Origin of the sequence: Streptomyces sp. NPDC060002, assembly GCF_042737245.1 — a bacterium.
Lineage (GTDB): Bacteria > Actinomycetota > Actinomycetes > Streptomycetales > Streptomycetaceae > Streptomyces.
Genome location: NZ_JBHWUW010000008.1, coordinates 76,333 through 91,595, shown reverse-complemented (window position 1 = coordinate 91,595; position 15,263 = coordinate 76,333). Strand labels below are relative to the sequence as shown.

Below are 15,263 nucleotides of genomic sequence, written 5' to 3'. Positions count from 1 at the left end.
AGGTCAATAGGGGTGATCTGTGAATCCGGTACTTGTTTCGGACATGTGCTCTCGCATACGTTCCCGGCCTGTCGGGTGGAACGCCGAATCCTGCCGCCGCCCGCACACCCATCGACACCGCTCGGCAGGAGCGGGGGAACCAGGTAAGTCGCCGAAACGGATTTTCCGGATGTCTTGGATACCCGAGATGTTTCGGACAGGCCGGTACGGCTTGGGGTCAAGTCGCGACCGTCAGGACGCGACCGGGCAGCTCCCGCCCGAACCCGACAGCTCACCTCGCAGGCGCCGGAGAGGAAAATCGTCATGCCCGCTGCCGCTCAGCCGCGCCGCAACCGTTTCGTCCGCACGCTCGCCGTCGCCGTCACCGGCGCGGCCGTGCTCGCTCTCCCCGTCCTCGGGGCGACCACCGCCTCCGCGGCGACTCCGGCCGTCTCCACGGCCACCAGCCTCGGCTACGCCAACAACCTCGACGGCTGGATCCGTGCCTCCCTCCAGGTCATGGGGCAGCACGGCATCCCGGGGACGTACAACGGCATCTACCGCAACGTCATCCGCGAGTCCTCCGGCAACCCCAACGCCATCAACCTCTGGGACTCCAACGCGGCCGCGGGCATCCCGTCCAAGGGGCTGCTCCAGGTCATCGACCCGACGTTCCGCGCCTACCACGTCAACGGCACGTCGTGGGACTCGTACGACCCGGTCGCGAACATCACCGCCGCCTGCAACTACGCGGCCGCGCGCTACGGCTCGATCGACAACGTGTTCGGCGCGTACTGACCGTCCCGCCCGGGCCCGGTCGCCGGCGTCGGCAGGCGACAGCCGGTAGCCGGTAGCCGGTTACGGAAACAGTTGTTCGAGGACGACGGCCACGCCGTCGTCCTCGTTCGACGTCGTCACCTCGTCGGCCACCGCCTTGAGTTCCGGATGGGCGTTGGCCATGGCGACACCACGAGCCGCCCAGTCGAACATCGGGATGTCGTTGGGCATGTCCCCGAACGCGACGGTGTCCTCGGGCCGCAGCCCCAGATGTTCGGCGGCCAGGGCCAGACCCGTCGCCTTGGTGATCCCGCAGGGCTGGAGTTCGACCGTGCCCGGCCCCGACATGGTGACCGTGGCCAGCGAACCGACCACCGAGCGGGCCGTCGACGCCAACTCGTCGTCGGACAGCGTGGGATGGCGCAGCAGCACCTTGCTGATCGGCTCGCACCACAGGTCGTCGCGCCGGCCGACGCGCAGGGCGGGCAGTGTCGGGTGCGGCATCCGGTAGCCCGGCTCGATGAGCGTCAGCCCGTCGACACCGTCCTGGTCGACGGCCGCGTACAACTGCCCCACCTCCGCCTCGATCTTGCCGAGCGCGGTCTCGGCCAGCTCCCGGTCCAGGGTGACCGACCACAGCAGACGGTCCGCGCCGGCGTCGTACAACTGCGCGCCCTGCCCGCACACCGCGAGCCCCCTGCTGTGCAGCCGGTCGAGCAGCGGGCGCACCCGGGGCGCGGGCCGTCCCGTCACCACCAGGTGGCGTGCGCCGGCGGCCGCCACCCGCGCGAGCGCGTCGAGCGACCGGTCGGAGAAGGTGTCGTCGCCGCGGAGCAGCGTCCCGTCCAGATCGGTGGCGATGAGGGAGTACGCGGTGCGCGCGGCATATGCGGTGGGTGCGGCCATGATCAGAGAATACGGATCCCAGGCCCCCCGGGTCCGACACGAACCGGCCGACGTTCAGGTCCTGTCCTGTTCTGCCAACTCCCCTTGTGCGCCAGGCTCACGACTGGCTGCCGGCCGACTCGATGAAACGGCTTTCTGGCACATCGCCGGGTTGCGGACGGTTGTAGGCCTCTGCACCGGTTGGCAACAAGATGGGACGCTACCTACCGCGACGCCCGGGTGGAGCGGTACCGTCCAGGTGTCCAGGGGGACTTGATCGGGGGGTCAGGTTGAGCAGTGGGCGCATTCGTGTGCTGAGGCCGCAGGACCTCGGCGAGGGGGAGAGGGAGCGGTGGCGCGCGCTGCGTGCCGCGTCGGCGCTTCCGCGAAACCCCTTCATGGAACCGGAGTTCACCGACGCCGTGGGCCTGGTACAGCCACGCTCGCGGGTGGCGGTGGTGTACGAGGGGCGTGAGCCGGTCGGTTTCCTGCCCCACGAGCGGGGCCTGCTCGGACAGGGCCAGGCCCTCGCGTACGGCGTCTCGGACGCGCAGGGCGCGGTGCTGGCCCCGGGTCTCGGGCTGGACGCCGACGAACTGATGCGGGCATGTGCCCTGTCGAGCTTCGCCTTCGACAACCTGGAGGCGGAGCAAGGGCTGTTCACCCCGCACGCGGCCGAGGAGTACGCCTCCTATGTCATCGACGTCGAAAAGGGTTACGAGACCTACGAGTCCGTGCTGCGCGCCCAGTCGCCGAAGTTCCTGAAGACGACTCTGGCCAAGGAGCGCAGGCTCGGGCGTCAGGTCGGGGAGTTGCGGTTCGTGTTCGACGAACGCGATCCGGCAGCGCTGCGCACGCTCATGGCGTGGAAGTCCGCGCAGTACCGCAGGACCGGCCGCCGGGACCGGTTCGCGCAGGAGTGGATCACCCGGCTCGTGAACGCGCTCTCCGCGACGCGCGCGCCGGAGTGCTCCGGCACTCTCTCCGTCCTGTACGCCGGTGACCAACCGGTCGCCGCGCACTTCGGACTGCGTTCGTCGACCGTCCTGGCCTGCTGGTTCCCTTCGTACGAACCGGAGTTCGCGAAGTTCTCACCCGGCCTGGTGCTGCATCTGCGGATGGCCGAGTCGGCCGCCGCCGAGGGCATCGGCCTGCTCGACCTGGGGCGGGGCGCGGCCGAGTACAAGGACTCGCTGAAGACCGGGGAGCTACCCGTGTACGAGGGAGCGTGGTCGCGTCCGGGGGTGGGCGCCGCGCTCTACTGGCTCAGCCGTGAGCCGTCCCGCCGGGCGCATCACTTCGTGCGCAGCCGGCCGAGGCTCGCCGCGGCGGCCGCACGGGCCTTGAAGGGCGCGGGCCGGCTGCGCCGACCGTGACGGGCGGCGCCGACCGGCCGGTGTGACGGGCGTGAGACAAGGGGGGTTCATGTACCGCGCGGCACGTGCACAGCAGGAGATACAGAGGTTCCTGGACATCGAGCCGGTGCAGGTCGCCGAGCTCGAACTGGACGACGGGGGTGTCCTCAGACCGGCGCCGGGAAGTCCGCCCGTCACGCACGGTGAGGTGTTCGTGCTGGTCAGAAGGGGTGGGCGGCCGATCGGGACGCTGCTCGGGTCGGTACCGGCGGGCGCGGACCCGAAGACCGTCCTCATGAGCCTGGCCACGCACGAACAGGCACCCGGGCCGCCTTCCGCGAGGCCCGCGCACGAGACCGCCCCGACCGCCGCCCCGCCGGCCGCCGTCCCGACCACCGCCGTCCCGACCACCGCCGTCCCGTTCACCACCGTCCCGACCGCCACCGTCCCGACCACCGCCGTCCCGACCACCGCCGTCCCGACCACCACCGTCCCGACCACCACCGTTCCGTTCGCCGCCGTCCCGACCACCGCCGTCCCGACCGCCACCGTCCCGACCGCCACCGTCCCGACCACCGCCGTCCCGACCACCGCCGTCCCGACCACCGCCGTCCCGACCGCCGCCGTCCCGTTCACCACCGTCCCGACCGCCACCGTCCCGACCACCGCCGTCCCGACCACCACCGTCCCGACCACCACCGTCCCGACCACCACCGTCCCGACCACCACCGTCCCGACCGCCACCGTCCCGACCGCCACCGTCCCGACCGCCAGGGTTCCGTTCACCACTGTCGTGGTCGCCACCCGTGAGCGTGCCGAGAAGCTCGGCCATGCCCTCGACTCGCTGCTCGCCCAGGACCACCCGGACTTCGAGATCGTCGTCGTCGACAACGCGCCCGTGACGGACGCCACCCGGGACCTGGTCGAGCTCGAGTACGCCGAGCGCGTGCGGTACGTCACCGAACCGGCGCCCGGTCTCGCCGTCGCCCACAACAAGGGTGTCGAGACCGCCCGCGGCGAGGTGATCGCCTTCACCGACGACGACGTGGTGGCGGATCCGCGCTGGCTCACGGAACTCACCGCGCCGTTCACCGCCGACCCGGGCCTCGGCTGCGCCACCGGCCTGATCCTGCCGGCCCGGCTGCGGACCCCTGCCCAGGTCCTCCTGGAGAGTCACGGCGGCTTCGCCAAGGGCTTCACGGCCCGCACGTACGACCCGCAGGACCCGCCCGCCGACGAACCGCTGTTCCCGTTCACCGCGGGCCGCTTCGGCTCCGGTGCCAACATGGCCTTCCGTACGGAGGTGCTGCGGGCGGTCGGCGGCTTCGACCCGGCGACCGGCGCGGGGACGCTCGCGCGGGGCGGCGACGACCTCTACGGGTTCGTCCGGATCCTCGCCGGGGGCCACCGGCTGCACTACACGCCGCTGGCCCTGGTCTGGCACCACCACCGGGAGACCTGGCGGGACCTGGAGACCCAGGCGTACGGCTACGGCGCCGGCCTCACCGCCTACCTCACGGCGATCCTCGTCAACCGGCCCGGCCTGCTGCCCGCGTTCCTGGCCCGGCTGCCCCGGGGGCTCGCCCACGCGCGGACGCTGACGGCGAGCCGGCAGGCGGAGCCCACGGCGGACGGCGCGCCCGGCGGTCACGACGCCCGGACCCACGCCTGGCCCGCCCGGCTCTCCCGGCTCCAGCGGCGCGGCATGCTCTACGGGCCGGTGGGCTATCTGCGGGCCCGGCGCGCGCTGCGAGGTGCCGCGCGATGACGACGTCCGCGCACAGAGCAGGCGGAGAAGGCTGCGGCGACAACGGGGACGACGACGGGGACGGCATTGTCCCGGTCCTCCTGTATCACGCCGTGATGGAGGAACCGCCCGGCTGGATCGCCGAGTTCACCGTCAGCCCGAAACAGTTCGGCGAGCATCTGGACGCCGTCGTGGACAGCGGCCGTACGCCCGTCACGATCAGCGCGCTCGCCGACCACCTCGCGGGGCGGGCACCGCTGCCGCCCCGGCCGGTGCTGCTCACCTTCGACGACGGCTTCGCCGATCTGCCCGGTGCCACCGCCGAGGCGCTGGCCGGGCGCGGGCTGTCCGCCACCGCCTACCTCACCACCGGAGCGATCACCCGCGGCGGACGCAGCCTGCTGCCGGCGGCGCCGATGATGACGCTGGAGCAGGCGGCACAACTCGAGCGGTACGGCATGGAGATCGGCAGCCACACCGTCACCCACGCCCAGCTGGACACCCTCGCGCCCCGCGCGCTCGCGCACGAACTGCGGCTGTCCCGCTCAGTGTTGGAGGACGCCCTCGGTCACCAGGTCCGTCATCTCGCCTACCCGCACGGCTACAACAGCGGGCGGGTACGGCGGACGGCGGCGGCCGCGGGCTACGAGACGGCCACCGCCGTGCGGCACGCGCTCAGTTCGGACCGCGACGAGCACTACCGCATCGCCCGGCTCATCGTGCGCCGCGGTCACACCGTCGCCGACGTCCGGGGCTGGCTGGCGGGATCCGGCGCCCGGGTCGCCCCGTACCGCGACGGACCGAAGACGGTCGGCTGGCGCTGGTACCGCCGCGCCCGCGCCGTCGTACAGGGGCCGGTGTTCGCAGGTTGAGCCGAGTTCGACGATTTTGGTGTGAAAAGAAGAGAAAATTCCTATAGTTGCCTTGAGGGAGGGGAGCCTCGACGTGCAGCAACACGTTCCCGTACCGAGCACCGAGAGCAGCGAGCTGCCCACCCCTGACCTCTCCACCGGACCCGGTAGTCCCGGTAGCCCGGGCAGTCCGGGCAGTCCGGGCCCGACCACCGGCGGTGTCCGCAGACCCTGGCGGATCCCGCGCCGCCCACCGGACGCCGGCCTGCTGACGCTGCTGCTCGCCGCCGGGCTGTGGGTGTACGCGCTGCCCCGCATCGGCTTCCGCGAGATGGGCGACTACGGCCTGCTGGACCGGCTGCCGGTCGCCTACTACCTGTCGTTGCTGGTCCTCACCGCGGGCTTCGTCCTCAGTCTGCGGCGCGCGGGCACCGCGCCGTGGTGGCCGGCCGCGCACTGTGCCGCGCTGCTCCTCGCACTGAAGGCGCCACCGGCGGTGCTGTACGACGCGGTGCGCTACCCGTGGGCGTCCAAGCACGACGCCGTCGTCGACACGCTGCTCGCCAACGGTGAGCTGCGACCGGGCGCGGCCCTGTCGGGCAACATGTCCGCGTACGACCAGTGGCCGGGCTTCTTCACCCTCGACGCGGGCCTGGTGCGCGCCTTCGGCGTGGAGAGCGCCGCCGTGTACGCCAACTGGGCGCCGATCGTCGTCGGCCTGCTCATGATGCCGGTGCTGGTCCTGATCTACCGCACCTTCTGCGAGGACTGGCGGCTGATCTGGACCGCCGTGTGGATCTTCCAGCTCGCCAACTGGGTGGGCCAGGACTACTTCGCCCCGCAGGCCCTCGCGTACCTGCTGCATCTGACGGTCCTCGCGGTGGTGCTGCGGCACTTCGTGCGGCCCGGATCCGCCGGACGGCTGCGCGACCGCACCTTCCTCGACCCGGTGGCCGCGCCCGTCCCGCCGCCCACGGGGAGGAGGCAGCGCGCGGTGTGCGTGGTGATCCTGGCCCCGCTGATCGCCGCCATCAACGCCACGCACCAGCTCACCCCGGTGATGCTCACCATCTGTCTGGTCGCGCTCAGCCTCACCCGCCGCTACCGCAACTACGGGCTGCTGGTCGTCGCCGCGCTGCTGATGCTGACCTGGGACCTGACCATGGGGCGGCCGCTGTTCGTCGAGACGCTCTCCGCCATCAAGAAGTCGATCGGCGAACTGACGGAGAACTCCCGCGCGGGCTACGCGGGACAGCTCACCGGGCCCGGGCCGGAACTCGCGGGCACCTCCAACGTGGTGATGGTGCTCGCGGTCACCGTCCTCGCCGGGACCGCCGTCGTGCTGCGCCGCCGGCTGACCCGCAGCGCGCTGCCCCTGCTGCTGGTGTCCGTCGCCCCGGTACCGCTGTTCGCCGTCAACGACTACGGCGGCGAGATGCTCTTCCGGGTCTACCTGTTCGCCCTGCCCGGCGCGGCCTTCTTCGCCGCCGCCGCGCTCGTGCCGGCCGTGGCGGGAACCCACCGCAGCCGGGCGAAGGCGCTGCGGCGCAGGACGGCGGCCATCGCCCTGCCGGCCGTCCTGCTGGTGCTGCTGGCCGGCTTCCTGCCGTCGTACTACGGCAAGGAGAAGATGTTCTACACACCGCCGGAGGAGACCGCGCTGGTCACCAGGGCTCTCGACAACGCCCCCGACGGCTCGCTGATCCTCGCCACCAGCGGCTCCTTCCCGCAGGCACTCCACCGCTACGACCGTCTCGAGCACTGGTTCTTCGCCGAACAGGCGCTGCCCGAGAACGAGAAGATGCTGAAGGACCCGGCCCGTTACCTCGCGGACGGGATCCCCCCTGGCGCGAAGGCGTACGTCGTCCTCACCCGCACCCAGGACGTCTACGCCGCCGGCGAGGGCCTGCTGCCGCCCGGCGGCTTCGAGACCCTGCGTTCGAAGCTGTCCGCCTCGCCCCTCTTCCGGACCGTCGAGAGCCATCCGTACGGCGTTGTCCTGGAGTACCGCCCGGCCACCCGATGAATGACCACAAGGTGATCGAAGTGACGACCACAGACTCCGAGGACATCGACAACAAGAACAGCGCTTACAGGGGCCACAGGGACCTGAGCCACGAGGATCCGGGCACCGTGGACCTGGGCCCCGCGGACCTGGGCCCCGGCGTCACGGGCCCCGGCGTCACGGGCCAGGAGGTCACGGGCCACGAGGTCACGGGCGAGGCAGAAGGGGCCAAGGGCATCGGGTTCACCTCGACGCATCTGAGAGTCCTCGTCGGGGTCTCGGGCTGGCCGGCCCTGGCCGCCACCGCCGTACCCGGCCCCTCTCCGCTGCGCTGGATCCCGGTGCTGCTGTTCGTCCTGTTCGGTCCTGGCTGTGCGGCGTTGTATCCGCAGCCGGGTCGCCTGGCCTCGGGCGCCAGGCTGGAGGCGGTCGCGCTCGCCGCGCCCATCAGCCTCTCCCTCGGTGTGCTCACCGCCACCTCGCTGTTCCTGGTGGAGGCCTTCTCGATGACCGCCTTCCTGGTCTCGCTCGCCTGCTTCACCACGGTCACCGCGGCCCTGCCGGGGCTGCCGCTGCCCGCCGCTCGGCGCGGCGCGGTCGAGCGCGCCAAGGTCAGGCGCAAGCCCTCCGGCGGCAGTGACATATGACGGGACGGCATCGGCTGCGCGGGCCACGCGAGCCGGCCGAGCCGCACGGGGTGAGGAGCGTGAGGAACCACATGGGGGACGGGTTGGGCGACGAGTTGGGCAGCGGCTCGGGCGACGGCTCAGGCGCCGGCTTGGACCACAGCTCGGGGGACGGCTTACGGAACGGTTCGGGGGGCGACCCCGCACACGGACCGGAGAGCAACCCGGCGGACGGACCGGAGGGAGATCCAGCGGGCGGACCGGGGAGCAACCCAGCGGGCGGACCGGAGAGCAACCCGGCGGACGGACCGGAGGGAGATCCAGCGGACGCACCAGGAAGCAACCCGGAGGGAGATCCCGCGGGAGCCCCGGAGGGAGTCCCGGCGGACGCACCAGGAAGCAATCCGGAGGTCGGACCGGAGGGAGACCCGGGGAGGGACCTGGCGGGCGGACCGAGAAGGGACCTGAGAAGCGTGAGGCGTGCCTGCACGGCTGTCGCGTTGGTGGCGGTGGCCGCGCTGCTCGCCGGGCTCGGCATCTGGGCCGGCCGCTCCGAGGACCCGGATCCCGCCGCGGACGCCCTGCCCGACAACGCGGCCTCGGGTGAGCTGCCCACCGGTCCCTGCGCCCCCACCGGCACCCTGATCCCGCCCTGCGGCGCCTGGTGGGGCGCCGCCGTGCCGTACGCCGAGGACGGCTCGCTCAGGGACGCCGTGCACGGTTTCGAGAAGAGGATCGGCCGCAAGCTGGACCTCGTCTACAACTACCACGACATGTCGGGCACCAAGCTCGACGGGGAACTGCTCACCCCGGACGAACAGGAACTCGGCGAGGACAGGCTGCTCATGCTGGCCTGGGAGTCCACCGTCTGGACCGAGCCGCACCACGAGAACTGGACGGAGACCCAGCTCGGCTGGAAGAACATCGCCTCCGGCAAGCTCGACGAGGAGATCCTCGATCCGCAGATCCGGCGTATCAAGGCCTACGGCAAACGCGTCTTCCTCTCCTTCGACCAGGAGACCGACGCCCGCATCAAGGAAGGTGCCGGCACCCCGGAGGAGTTCGTCGCCGCGTACCGCCATGTCCGCGACCGGTTCCGTGAACTGGGCGCCGACAACGTGGTGTGGGTGTGGACCGTATCCGGCTACCTCGGCAGCGCGGCCGACATGAAGGCGCTCTACCCCGGGGACGAGTACGTCGACTGGATCGCCATGGACCAGTACAACTACTACCAGTGCCACGGCACCACGGACTGGAAGGACTTCCTGCGCAGCCAACGGCCCAGCTACGACTGGCTGCGCGAGAACATCAGCGACGACAAGCCGGTGATGCTCGCGGAGTTCGCCACCGCGCCCGACGCCGACACCCCGCAGCGCCAGCGCGACTGGTACACCCGGATTCCCGCCGCCGTGAAGCAACTCCCGGAGGTGAAGGCGCTGGTGCACTGGAACCGGCCGACCTCCGAGAAGCCCGTGTGCGATCTGACCGTCAACGAGGGCCCGGGGCTCGAGGGCTACCGGGAGGCGGGCAGGAACGGCTACTTCCACCAGCCCGTGCCGCCCCGCTGACCGCGCCCCGCGGCTTTCCGGCCTTCGCGCGGCCACGGGTGGCGAGCGGCAGGAACGCGGCGGCGACGGCGAGGACGACGAACAGGGGCAGGGCCGCCGGCGCGAGCTCCTGCCGCCACACCCAGCCGCCCACCGCGACGAGATAGAGGACGCCCCAGCGCCCCGGCCACGTCAACCACCGATCCGCCCGCGTGAGCAGCAGCCACAGCGGTATGGGACACAGCAGCTGCACGGCCGGCGGTGCCCAGCGCAGCAGCGGCCCGGGCCCGTCGAGCCCCGTCCCCTCCGCGAGGAAACCGGCCGCCTTCGCGTACAGCGCCCCACCGACCGGTGACGGCTCCCCGCCGAAGGCGACGGGTACGGCGTACAGGGCGAGCAGCACCGAACCCAGGGCGGCCCCGGGCAGCAGTGCGCCGCGTGCCACGCGCAACGTCACCGCACCGACGAACGCCACGAGCAGCAGGCCCCCGGCGACGAGCGCCGTGAGCGGCAGCGCTGCCAGCAACTGACGTCCGGTCGGTACGGCCTTGGTCGGGCCGTCGAGCCAGGGCAGATCGCGCAGTGGCGTCCAGAAGGCCACGGTGGCCACGCCGAGCAGGCTCCACAGTCCGCCCGTGACCCACCGCTCCCGGCTCCCGGCCGGAGCGGACCGGTCCCTCGCGACCTCCCGTGCCGACTCGTCCCGCCCTTCGGCATCCCCGACCCCGTCAGTCCCGTCGCTCCCCTTCCTCCTCTCGCTCCCCTTCCTCCCCTCGCTCCCCTTCCTCCCCTCGCTCCCCTTCCTCCCCTCGCTCCCCTTCCTCCCCTCGGCCCCCTTCCTCCCCTCGCTCCCCTTCCTCCCCTCGGCCCCCTTCCTCCCCTCGCTCCCCTTCCTCCCCTCGGCCCCCTTGCTCTTCGTGGCGGCTTCGGACTCGTGCGGGGGCCGCCTTATCAACGCCAGCGTGTCCGCTTGCAGCGCCTCGCGTTCGTATCCGGGGCGTCCTATGAACAGGGTGACCGTGTCCTCGTCGACGCCGTCGCGTTCGTGAGCCGCCCGGCGTGCCCAGTTCGTGCCGTACCCGGCGGTGGCGTTCAGCCGCGCCCAATGGGTGCCGTAGGCCGGGGCGGCGGAGGACCGGCCGACGGGCGGACGGTCGTTGCGGCGCAGCGCGGAACGCAGACCGGCGGCGGAGACGGCGGCGATCAGCGTCATGCTGATCAGCACCGCCCAGCCCGCGCCCGCGATCCCGGCCGGGGCGAACAGCAACGCGGCGCTGCCCAGCACCAGCGTGCACATGGCGCCCTGGAGCGCGGCGAGCACCCCGGTACGGCCCTGCACCCGCAGCACCCCGATGTACAGCTCGACCACGACCCGGGGCAGCGCCCCGGCGGCCAGCAGCCGCAGCACGGTGGTGCCGTGCTCGGCGTAGTCCTCGTGGAACGGCAACAGGATCTGCGGAGCGAACACCACCAGGAACAGCACCACCGGCACCAGCAGCAGCGTCATCCGGCGCAGCGCCCCGCGCACGCCCTCGGCGAGCTGGCGCGGATCGTGCGAGGCGTGCGCGGTGAGGGAGGAGGCCATGTTGATGGCCATGAACTCCATCGTGCCGCCGACGGTGTACGCCACGTAGAAGTAGCCGTTCTCCGCCGCGCTGAAGCGGACCGCGACCATCACCGGCAGCAGGTTGATCATCGCCAGGCTGAACAGCGCGCCCAGCGAGTCCCCGGCCAGGAAGCGGCCCATCTCGCGCAGTCGGGGAGGCTCCAGCTCCCGGTCGTCGGCGGCCTGGCGCGGGATCAGCCGACGGAAGATCAGCCAGCCCAGCGGCAGCGTCGAGAACGCGATCGCGACGGCCCAGGACACGAAGATGCCGAGCACCGGCAGCGCGGTCGCGCACACGGCCAGCAGGATCAGCTTGCCGACGGAGAACACCGCGTTGCCGATGGGCACCCAGCCCGACCTGCGCAGACCGGTGAGGACCCCGTCCTGGAGCGTGAGCAGCGCCCATGCCACGCACGCGACGACGAAGGTGGTCCCCGCGGCGGCCGTGCCGAGCGGCGCGTACGTCGCCCCCCACAGGTCCAGGGTGAGCAGGAAGGCGAAGGCCGCGACGGCCACGACCACCGAACTGGCCGCGTACGCCCGCCACACCAGCGAGCCCGTGGCCCGTCCCGCGCGCGGCACGAAGCGGACGACGGCCCCGATCATCGTCGTCGCCGTGATGCTGGCCAGCAGCCGCATCGCCGCGATCGCGGCCGAGCCCTGGCCGACGGCCTCCTCCGAGTAGTAGTGCGCGGCCACCAGCCAGAAGCCCAGGCCCAGCACGGCGGACACGCCCGTGCTGAGCATCAGGAAGTAGGCGTTCTTGAACAGGGACGCGGAGTCGCGGGTCCTGTCGGCCGGCGCCGTGTCGGCCTTGTCCTTTCCGGCGGGCGGCGCCGAGGGCTCGGGTACCTGGATCTCGGCCTGCGTCTCAGCCACGGGTCGGCTCCAGCCCTCCCCGCGCCTCGGCCGGCCGGACGCCGGACCCCTGGAGCACTTCGACGACCTGCCGGGCCCGCAGCGGATCGACGGGCAGCGCGTGCCGGGCGAACCAGCGTGCCCCTGCGGGATCGGGCGAGGGGTCGGTGAAGGCGGCACCCGCGTAGTCGTCCAGAGGCGGGTCATAGAGGTACCCGACGACGATGCCCCGCCGGGCGAGCGCCGCCCTCGCGGCGTCCCGGTCGGCGACGAACAGGGGTACCCGGAACAGGGGTTGGACCCGGTCGGCGCGGGATGCGCCGGGCCGCGCCCACGGTGTGGACAGAAGCAGCTCCGTGCCCGCCCGACAGGCCGCCAGCACCTCGTCCAGACGGTCGAGCCTGCGGCCGACACGGCCCGCTCGCAGGGGCCCTGAGCGCAGCCGGTAGTCGTGCATGTCGACGCGGACCCAGGAGTCGTGCGCGGTGAGGTCCGGCGCCTCGTCGACGGCGCGGGCCAACTCGGCCGGCCGCAGCGGCATCCGGATCTCCTCCCGCTCCGTCAGCCCGAGCAGCCGCATCGTGGCCCAGGCGGCCCGCCGCAACCGCAGCCCCCGCACGGTCGCCTCCGCGTACGGCCGCACGGTGTAGGCGAGTTCCGCCGTGAACCGCCCCGGCAGCAGCAGGTCCTCGCAGGTCTTCTCCAGGGCCTCGCGCAGTCCCGGGTCGGCGCAGGCCAGGAATCCGCCGGCCTTGGCACCGACGTGCTTGGACAGGCTGAAGACGGAGGCGTCCCCCCAGGCCCCGACCGGTCTGCCGCCCACCTCGCTGCCGATGGCGTGCGCCCCGTCCTCGAACAACGGGATGCCCAGCGCGTCGCACTTCTTCCGCAGGCGCGGCGTGTCGTCCGGGTTGCCGTACAGATTCGTCGTGAGGACGCCGGAGAGCGAGCCCCACACCTCGTCGGGCACGGCATCGATGTCGATCGACGCGTCCAGCGGGTTCAACGGCGCCTGCACGGGCCGCAGTCCGGCCGCGAGCAGGACGAAGAAGATCACGTCGTCGTTGACCGGCGACATCAGTACCCGTCCGCCGGGCGGGCACCAGTGGCGCAGGGCCACATACAGCCCGAATCTGCACGACGGTACGTACACGCATTCCCGGCCGAGTCTGTCGCGCATGGTCGCTTCCAGCCGCTTCGGCCGTGAGCCACGCCGCGCCGACCCGAGGCCGGCCTCCCCTATGGCCATCCGCCCCCCAGTCGTGCCAGGCGAAGGCCCCCTCCCCGAGGCCTTCCAGCACCCGCCCAGAGTCTCCCCTTTCGCACCGCTCCGTCAAGATTGCGGACCCGCCGGCGGACGACTTCGAGTGAGCAACCGGTAGCGGAGAGCTTCCGGTCGACGGGCCTCGCCGGTCCGGCCCCCATGTCACTTCCGCGATGCCGGCCGTAACGTGTGGCGCGGCTCGGCGCACCCGCGCGACACCCGCTCGGGGTCCGGCGAGCCCGACATGGCGAGCACCAAAGAGCGCACGAAAGAGAGGCAGTACCCGATGCCCCCCTTCGACCTTCCCGAGGGCGACCCCTTCGGTCCGCACAACCTCCCGTACGGCGTCTTCTCCCTCCCGGGCTCCACGGAGCGGACCGTCGGCGTCCGGCTCGGCGACCACGTCCTCGACGCGGGCGCGGCCGCCCGCGCGCTCGGCTCGCCACACGCCGGCCTGCTCGCCTCGCCGACGCTCGACCCGCTGCTGGCGGCGGGACGCACGACCTGGTCGCAGGTGCGCCGTGCCCTGACGGATTGGGTGACCGATCCCGTCCACCGGCCCACCGTCGAACCGCACTTCCATCCCCTTTCCGGCGTGACCCTGCACCTTCCCTTCCAGGTCGCCGACTACGTCGACTTCTACTCGTCCGAGCACCACGCCCGGAACGCGGGAGCGATCTTCCGCCCGGACGCCGGGGACGTCCTCCTGCCCAACTGGAAGCACCTGCCGATCGGCTACCACGGCCGGGCCGGCACGGTCGTGGTCTCCGGCACGGACGTCGTCCGCCCGTCGGGCCAGCGCAAGGCGCCCGACGACCCGGCCCCCGTCTTCGGCCCTTCCGTACGGCTCGACATCGAGGCCGAGGTCGGCTTCGTGGTCGGCGTGCCCTCGCGGCAGGGCAGCCCGGTCGCGCTGAGCGACTTCCGCGAGCACGTCTTCGGTCTGTGCCTGCTCAACGACTGGTCCGCCCGCGACCTCCAGGCCTGGGAGTACGTCCCTCTCGGCCCGTTCCTCGCCAAGTCGTTCGCCACGTCGGTGTCGGCGTGGATCACCCCGCTGGAGGCCCTGGAGGACGCTCGGGTGACACCCCCGGAGCGGACCCACCCCCTCCTCCCCTACCTGGACGACGCGTCGGCCGAACCCGGCGGTTACGACCTGCGCATCTCTGTCGCGCTCAACGGTCACGTGATCTCCGATCCGCCCTTCGCCACCATGTACTGGACGGCCGCCCAGCAGCTCGCCCACCTCACGGTCAACGGCGCCTCGCTGCGCACGGGCGACCTGTACGGCTCGGGCACGGTGAGCGGCCCCCACCCGCACGAGCGCGGCTCCCTGCTGGAGCTGACCTGGAACGGCCGTGACCCGCTGGAGCTCCCCGACGGCAAGCGCACGTTCCTGGAGGACGGCGACGTGGTGACCCTGTCGGCGTGGGCCCCCGGCCCCGGCGGAGCGCGAGTGGGCCTCGGAGAGGTGAGCGGACAGGTGATCGCCGGGTGAGGCGGCCGGTGACGAACCCGGGGTCGGAGCAGATGACGGTTCCGGCGCCGGAGTCCGTGACGGAGCCGGTGGCGGCGCCGGCGCAGGTGCCGGCGTCCGCACAGGTGCCGAGGCCGGTGCCGAGGCCGGCATCCGCACAGGTGCCGAGGCCGGTGCCGAGGCCGGCATCCGCACAGGTGCCGAGGCCGATGCCGAGGCCGGCATCCGCACAGGTGCCGAGGCCGATGCCGGGGCCGGCGTCCGCACAGGTGCCGAGGCCGGAGTC

The 15,263-nt window shown here is 72.3% G+C and carries 10 protein-coding genes, 1 pseudogene and 1 riboswitch; of the genes and pseudogenes, 8 read left to right on the top strand and 3 right to left on the bottom strand.

Annotation, left to right across the window (positions count from 1 at the left end; genetic code table 11):
- Nucleotides 1–71 precede the first annotated feature (71 nt).
- A riboswitch (cyclic di-AMP (ydaO/yuaA leader) is annotated at nt 72–300 on the top strand.
- A 3-nt stretch (nt 301–303) separates the two neighbouring features.
- Nucleotides 304–777, top strand: a complete 474-nt coding sequence (locus tag ACFWBD_RS10440; protein WP_385665473.1) for a transglycosylase SLT domain-containing protein — start codon at nt 304–306, stop codon at nt 775–777.
- A 60-nt stretch (nt 778–837) separates the two neighbouring features.
- Here the strand turns inward: ACFWBD_RS10440 and ACFWBD_RS10435 are convergent, their stop codons facing one another.
- Nucleotides 838–1,662 carry an HAD family hydrolase gene (locus ACFWBD_RS10435; RefSeq protein ID WP_385665470.1) on the bottom strand — a complete coding sequence of 275 codons (825 nt, stop codon included), beginning with the start codon at nt 1,660–1,662 and terminating at the stop codon, nt 838–840.
- 290 nt (nt 1,663–1,952) lie between these two features.
- Here ACFWBD_RS10435 and ACFWBD_RS10430 point away from each other — a divergent pair, with 290 nt between their 5' ends.
- The 6 genes and pseudogenes from ACFWBD_RS10430 to ACFWBD_RS10405 all read left to right on the top strand — a co-directional run bounded on the left by ACFWBD_RS10430 (nt 1,953) and on the right by ACFWBD_RS10405 (nt 9,793).
- Entirely contained in the window at nt 1,953–3,017 is a 1,065-nt protein-coding gene (locus ACFWBD_RS10430) for a GNAT family N-acetyltransferase (RefSeq protein ID WP_385665467.1), read from the top strand.
- 757 nt (nt 3,018–3,774) lie between these two features.
- A pseudogene (locus ACFWBD_RS10425) lies at nt 3,775–4,764 on the top strand (glycosyltransferase); the annotation flags it as partial.
- Nucleotides 4,765–4,859: 95 nt separating this feature from the next.
- The gene (locus ACFWBD_RS10420; protein WP_385665464.1) at nt 4,860–5,615 is read left to right on the top strand and encodes a polysaccharide deacetylase family protein; all 756 of its coding nucleotides are present in this window, start codon (nt 4,860–4,862) and stop codon (nt 5,613–5,615) included.
- A 73-nt stretch (nt 5,616–5,688) separates the two neighbouring features.
- On the top strand, nt 5,689–7,620 hold the full coding sequence (locus ACFWBD_RS10415) for a hypothetical protein (RefSeq protein ID WP_385665461.1): 1,932 nt from the start codon (nt 5,689–5,691) through the stop codon (nt 7,618–7,620).
- A 20-nt stretch (nt 7,621–7,640) separates the two neighbouring features.
- Entirely contained in the window at nt 7,641–8,246 is a 606-nt protein-coding gene (locus tag ACFWBD_RS10410; RefSeq protein ID WP_385665459.1) for a hypothetical protein, read from the top strand.
- A gap of 452 nt (nt 8,247–8,698) precedes the next feature.
- On the top strand, nt 8,699–9,793 hold the full coding sequence (locus tag ACFWBD_RS10405) for a glycoside hydrolase family 26 protein (RefSeq protein WP_385665457.1): 1,095 nt from the start codon (nt 8,699–8,701) through the stop codon (nt 9,791–9,793).
- Here the strand turns inward: ACFWBD_RS10405 and ACFWBD_RS10400 are convergent.
- Together ACFWBD_RS10400 and ACFWBD_RS10395 are read right to left on the bottom strand one after the other, a co-directional pair.
- Entirely contained in the window at nt 9,714–12,257 is a 2,544-nt protein-coding gene (locus tag ACFWBD_RS10400) for a lipopolysaccharide biosynthesis protein (RefSeq protein ID WP_385665454.1), read from the bottom strand. The genes ACFWBD_RS10405 and ACFWBD_RS10400 overlap by 80 nt on opposite strands.
- Nucleotides 12,250–13,485 (bottom strand): DegT/DnrJ/EryC1/StrS family aminotransferase, encoded by a 1,236-nt coding sequence (locus ACFWBD_RS10395; RefSeq protein WP_385665451.1) that lies wholly within the window; start codon nt 13,483–13,485, stop codon nt 12,250–12,252. The genes ACFWBD_RS10400 and ACFWBD_RS10395 overlap by 8 nt, the downstream gene beginning before the upstream one ends.
- Before the next feature lie 301 nt (nt 13,486–13,786).
- On the opposite strand from ACFWBD_RS10395, the gene fahA reads away from it, so the two are divergent.
- Nucleotides 13,787–14,998, top strand: coding sequence for a fumarylacetoacetase (gene fahA, locus ACFWBD_RS10390; protein WP_385665699.1), 1,212 nt, complete (start codon nt 13,787–13,789; stop codon nt 14,996–14,998).
- Nucleotides 14,999–15,263: the final 265 nt, after the last annotated feature.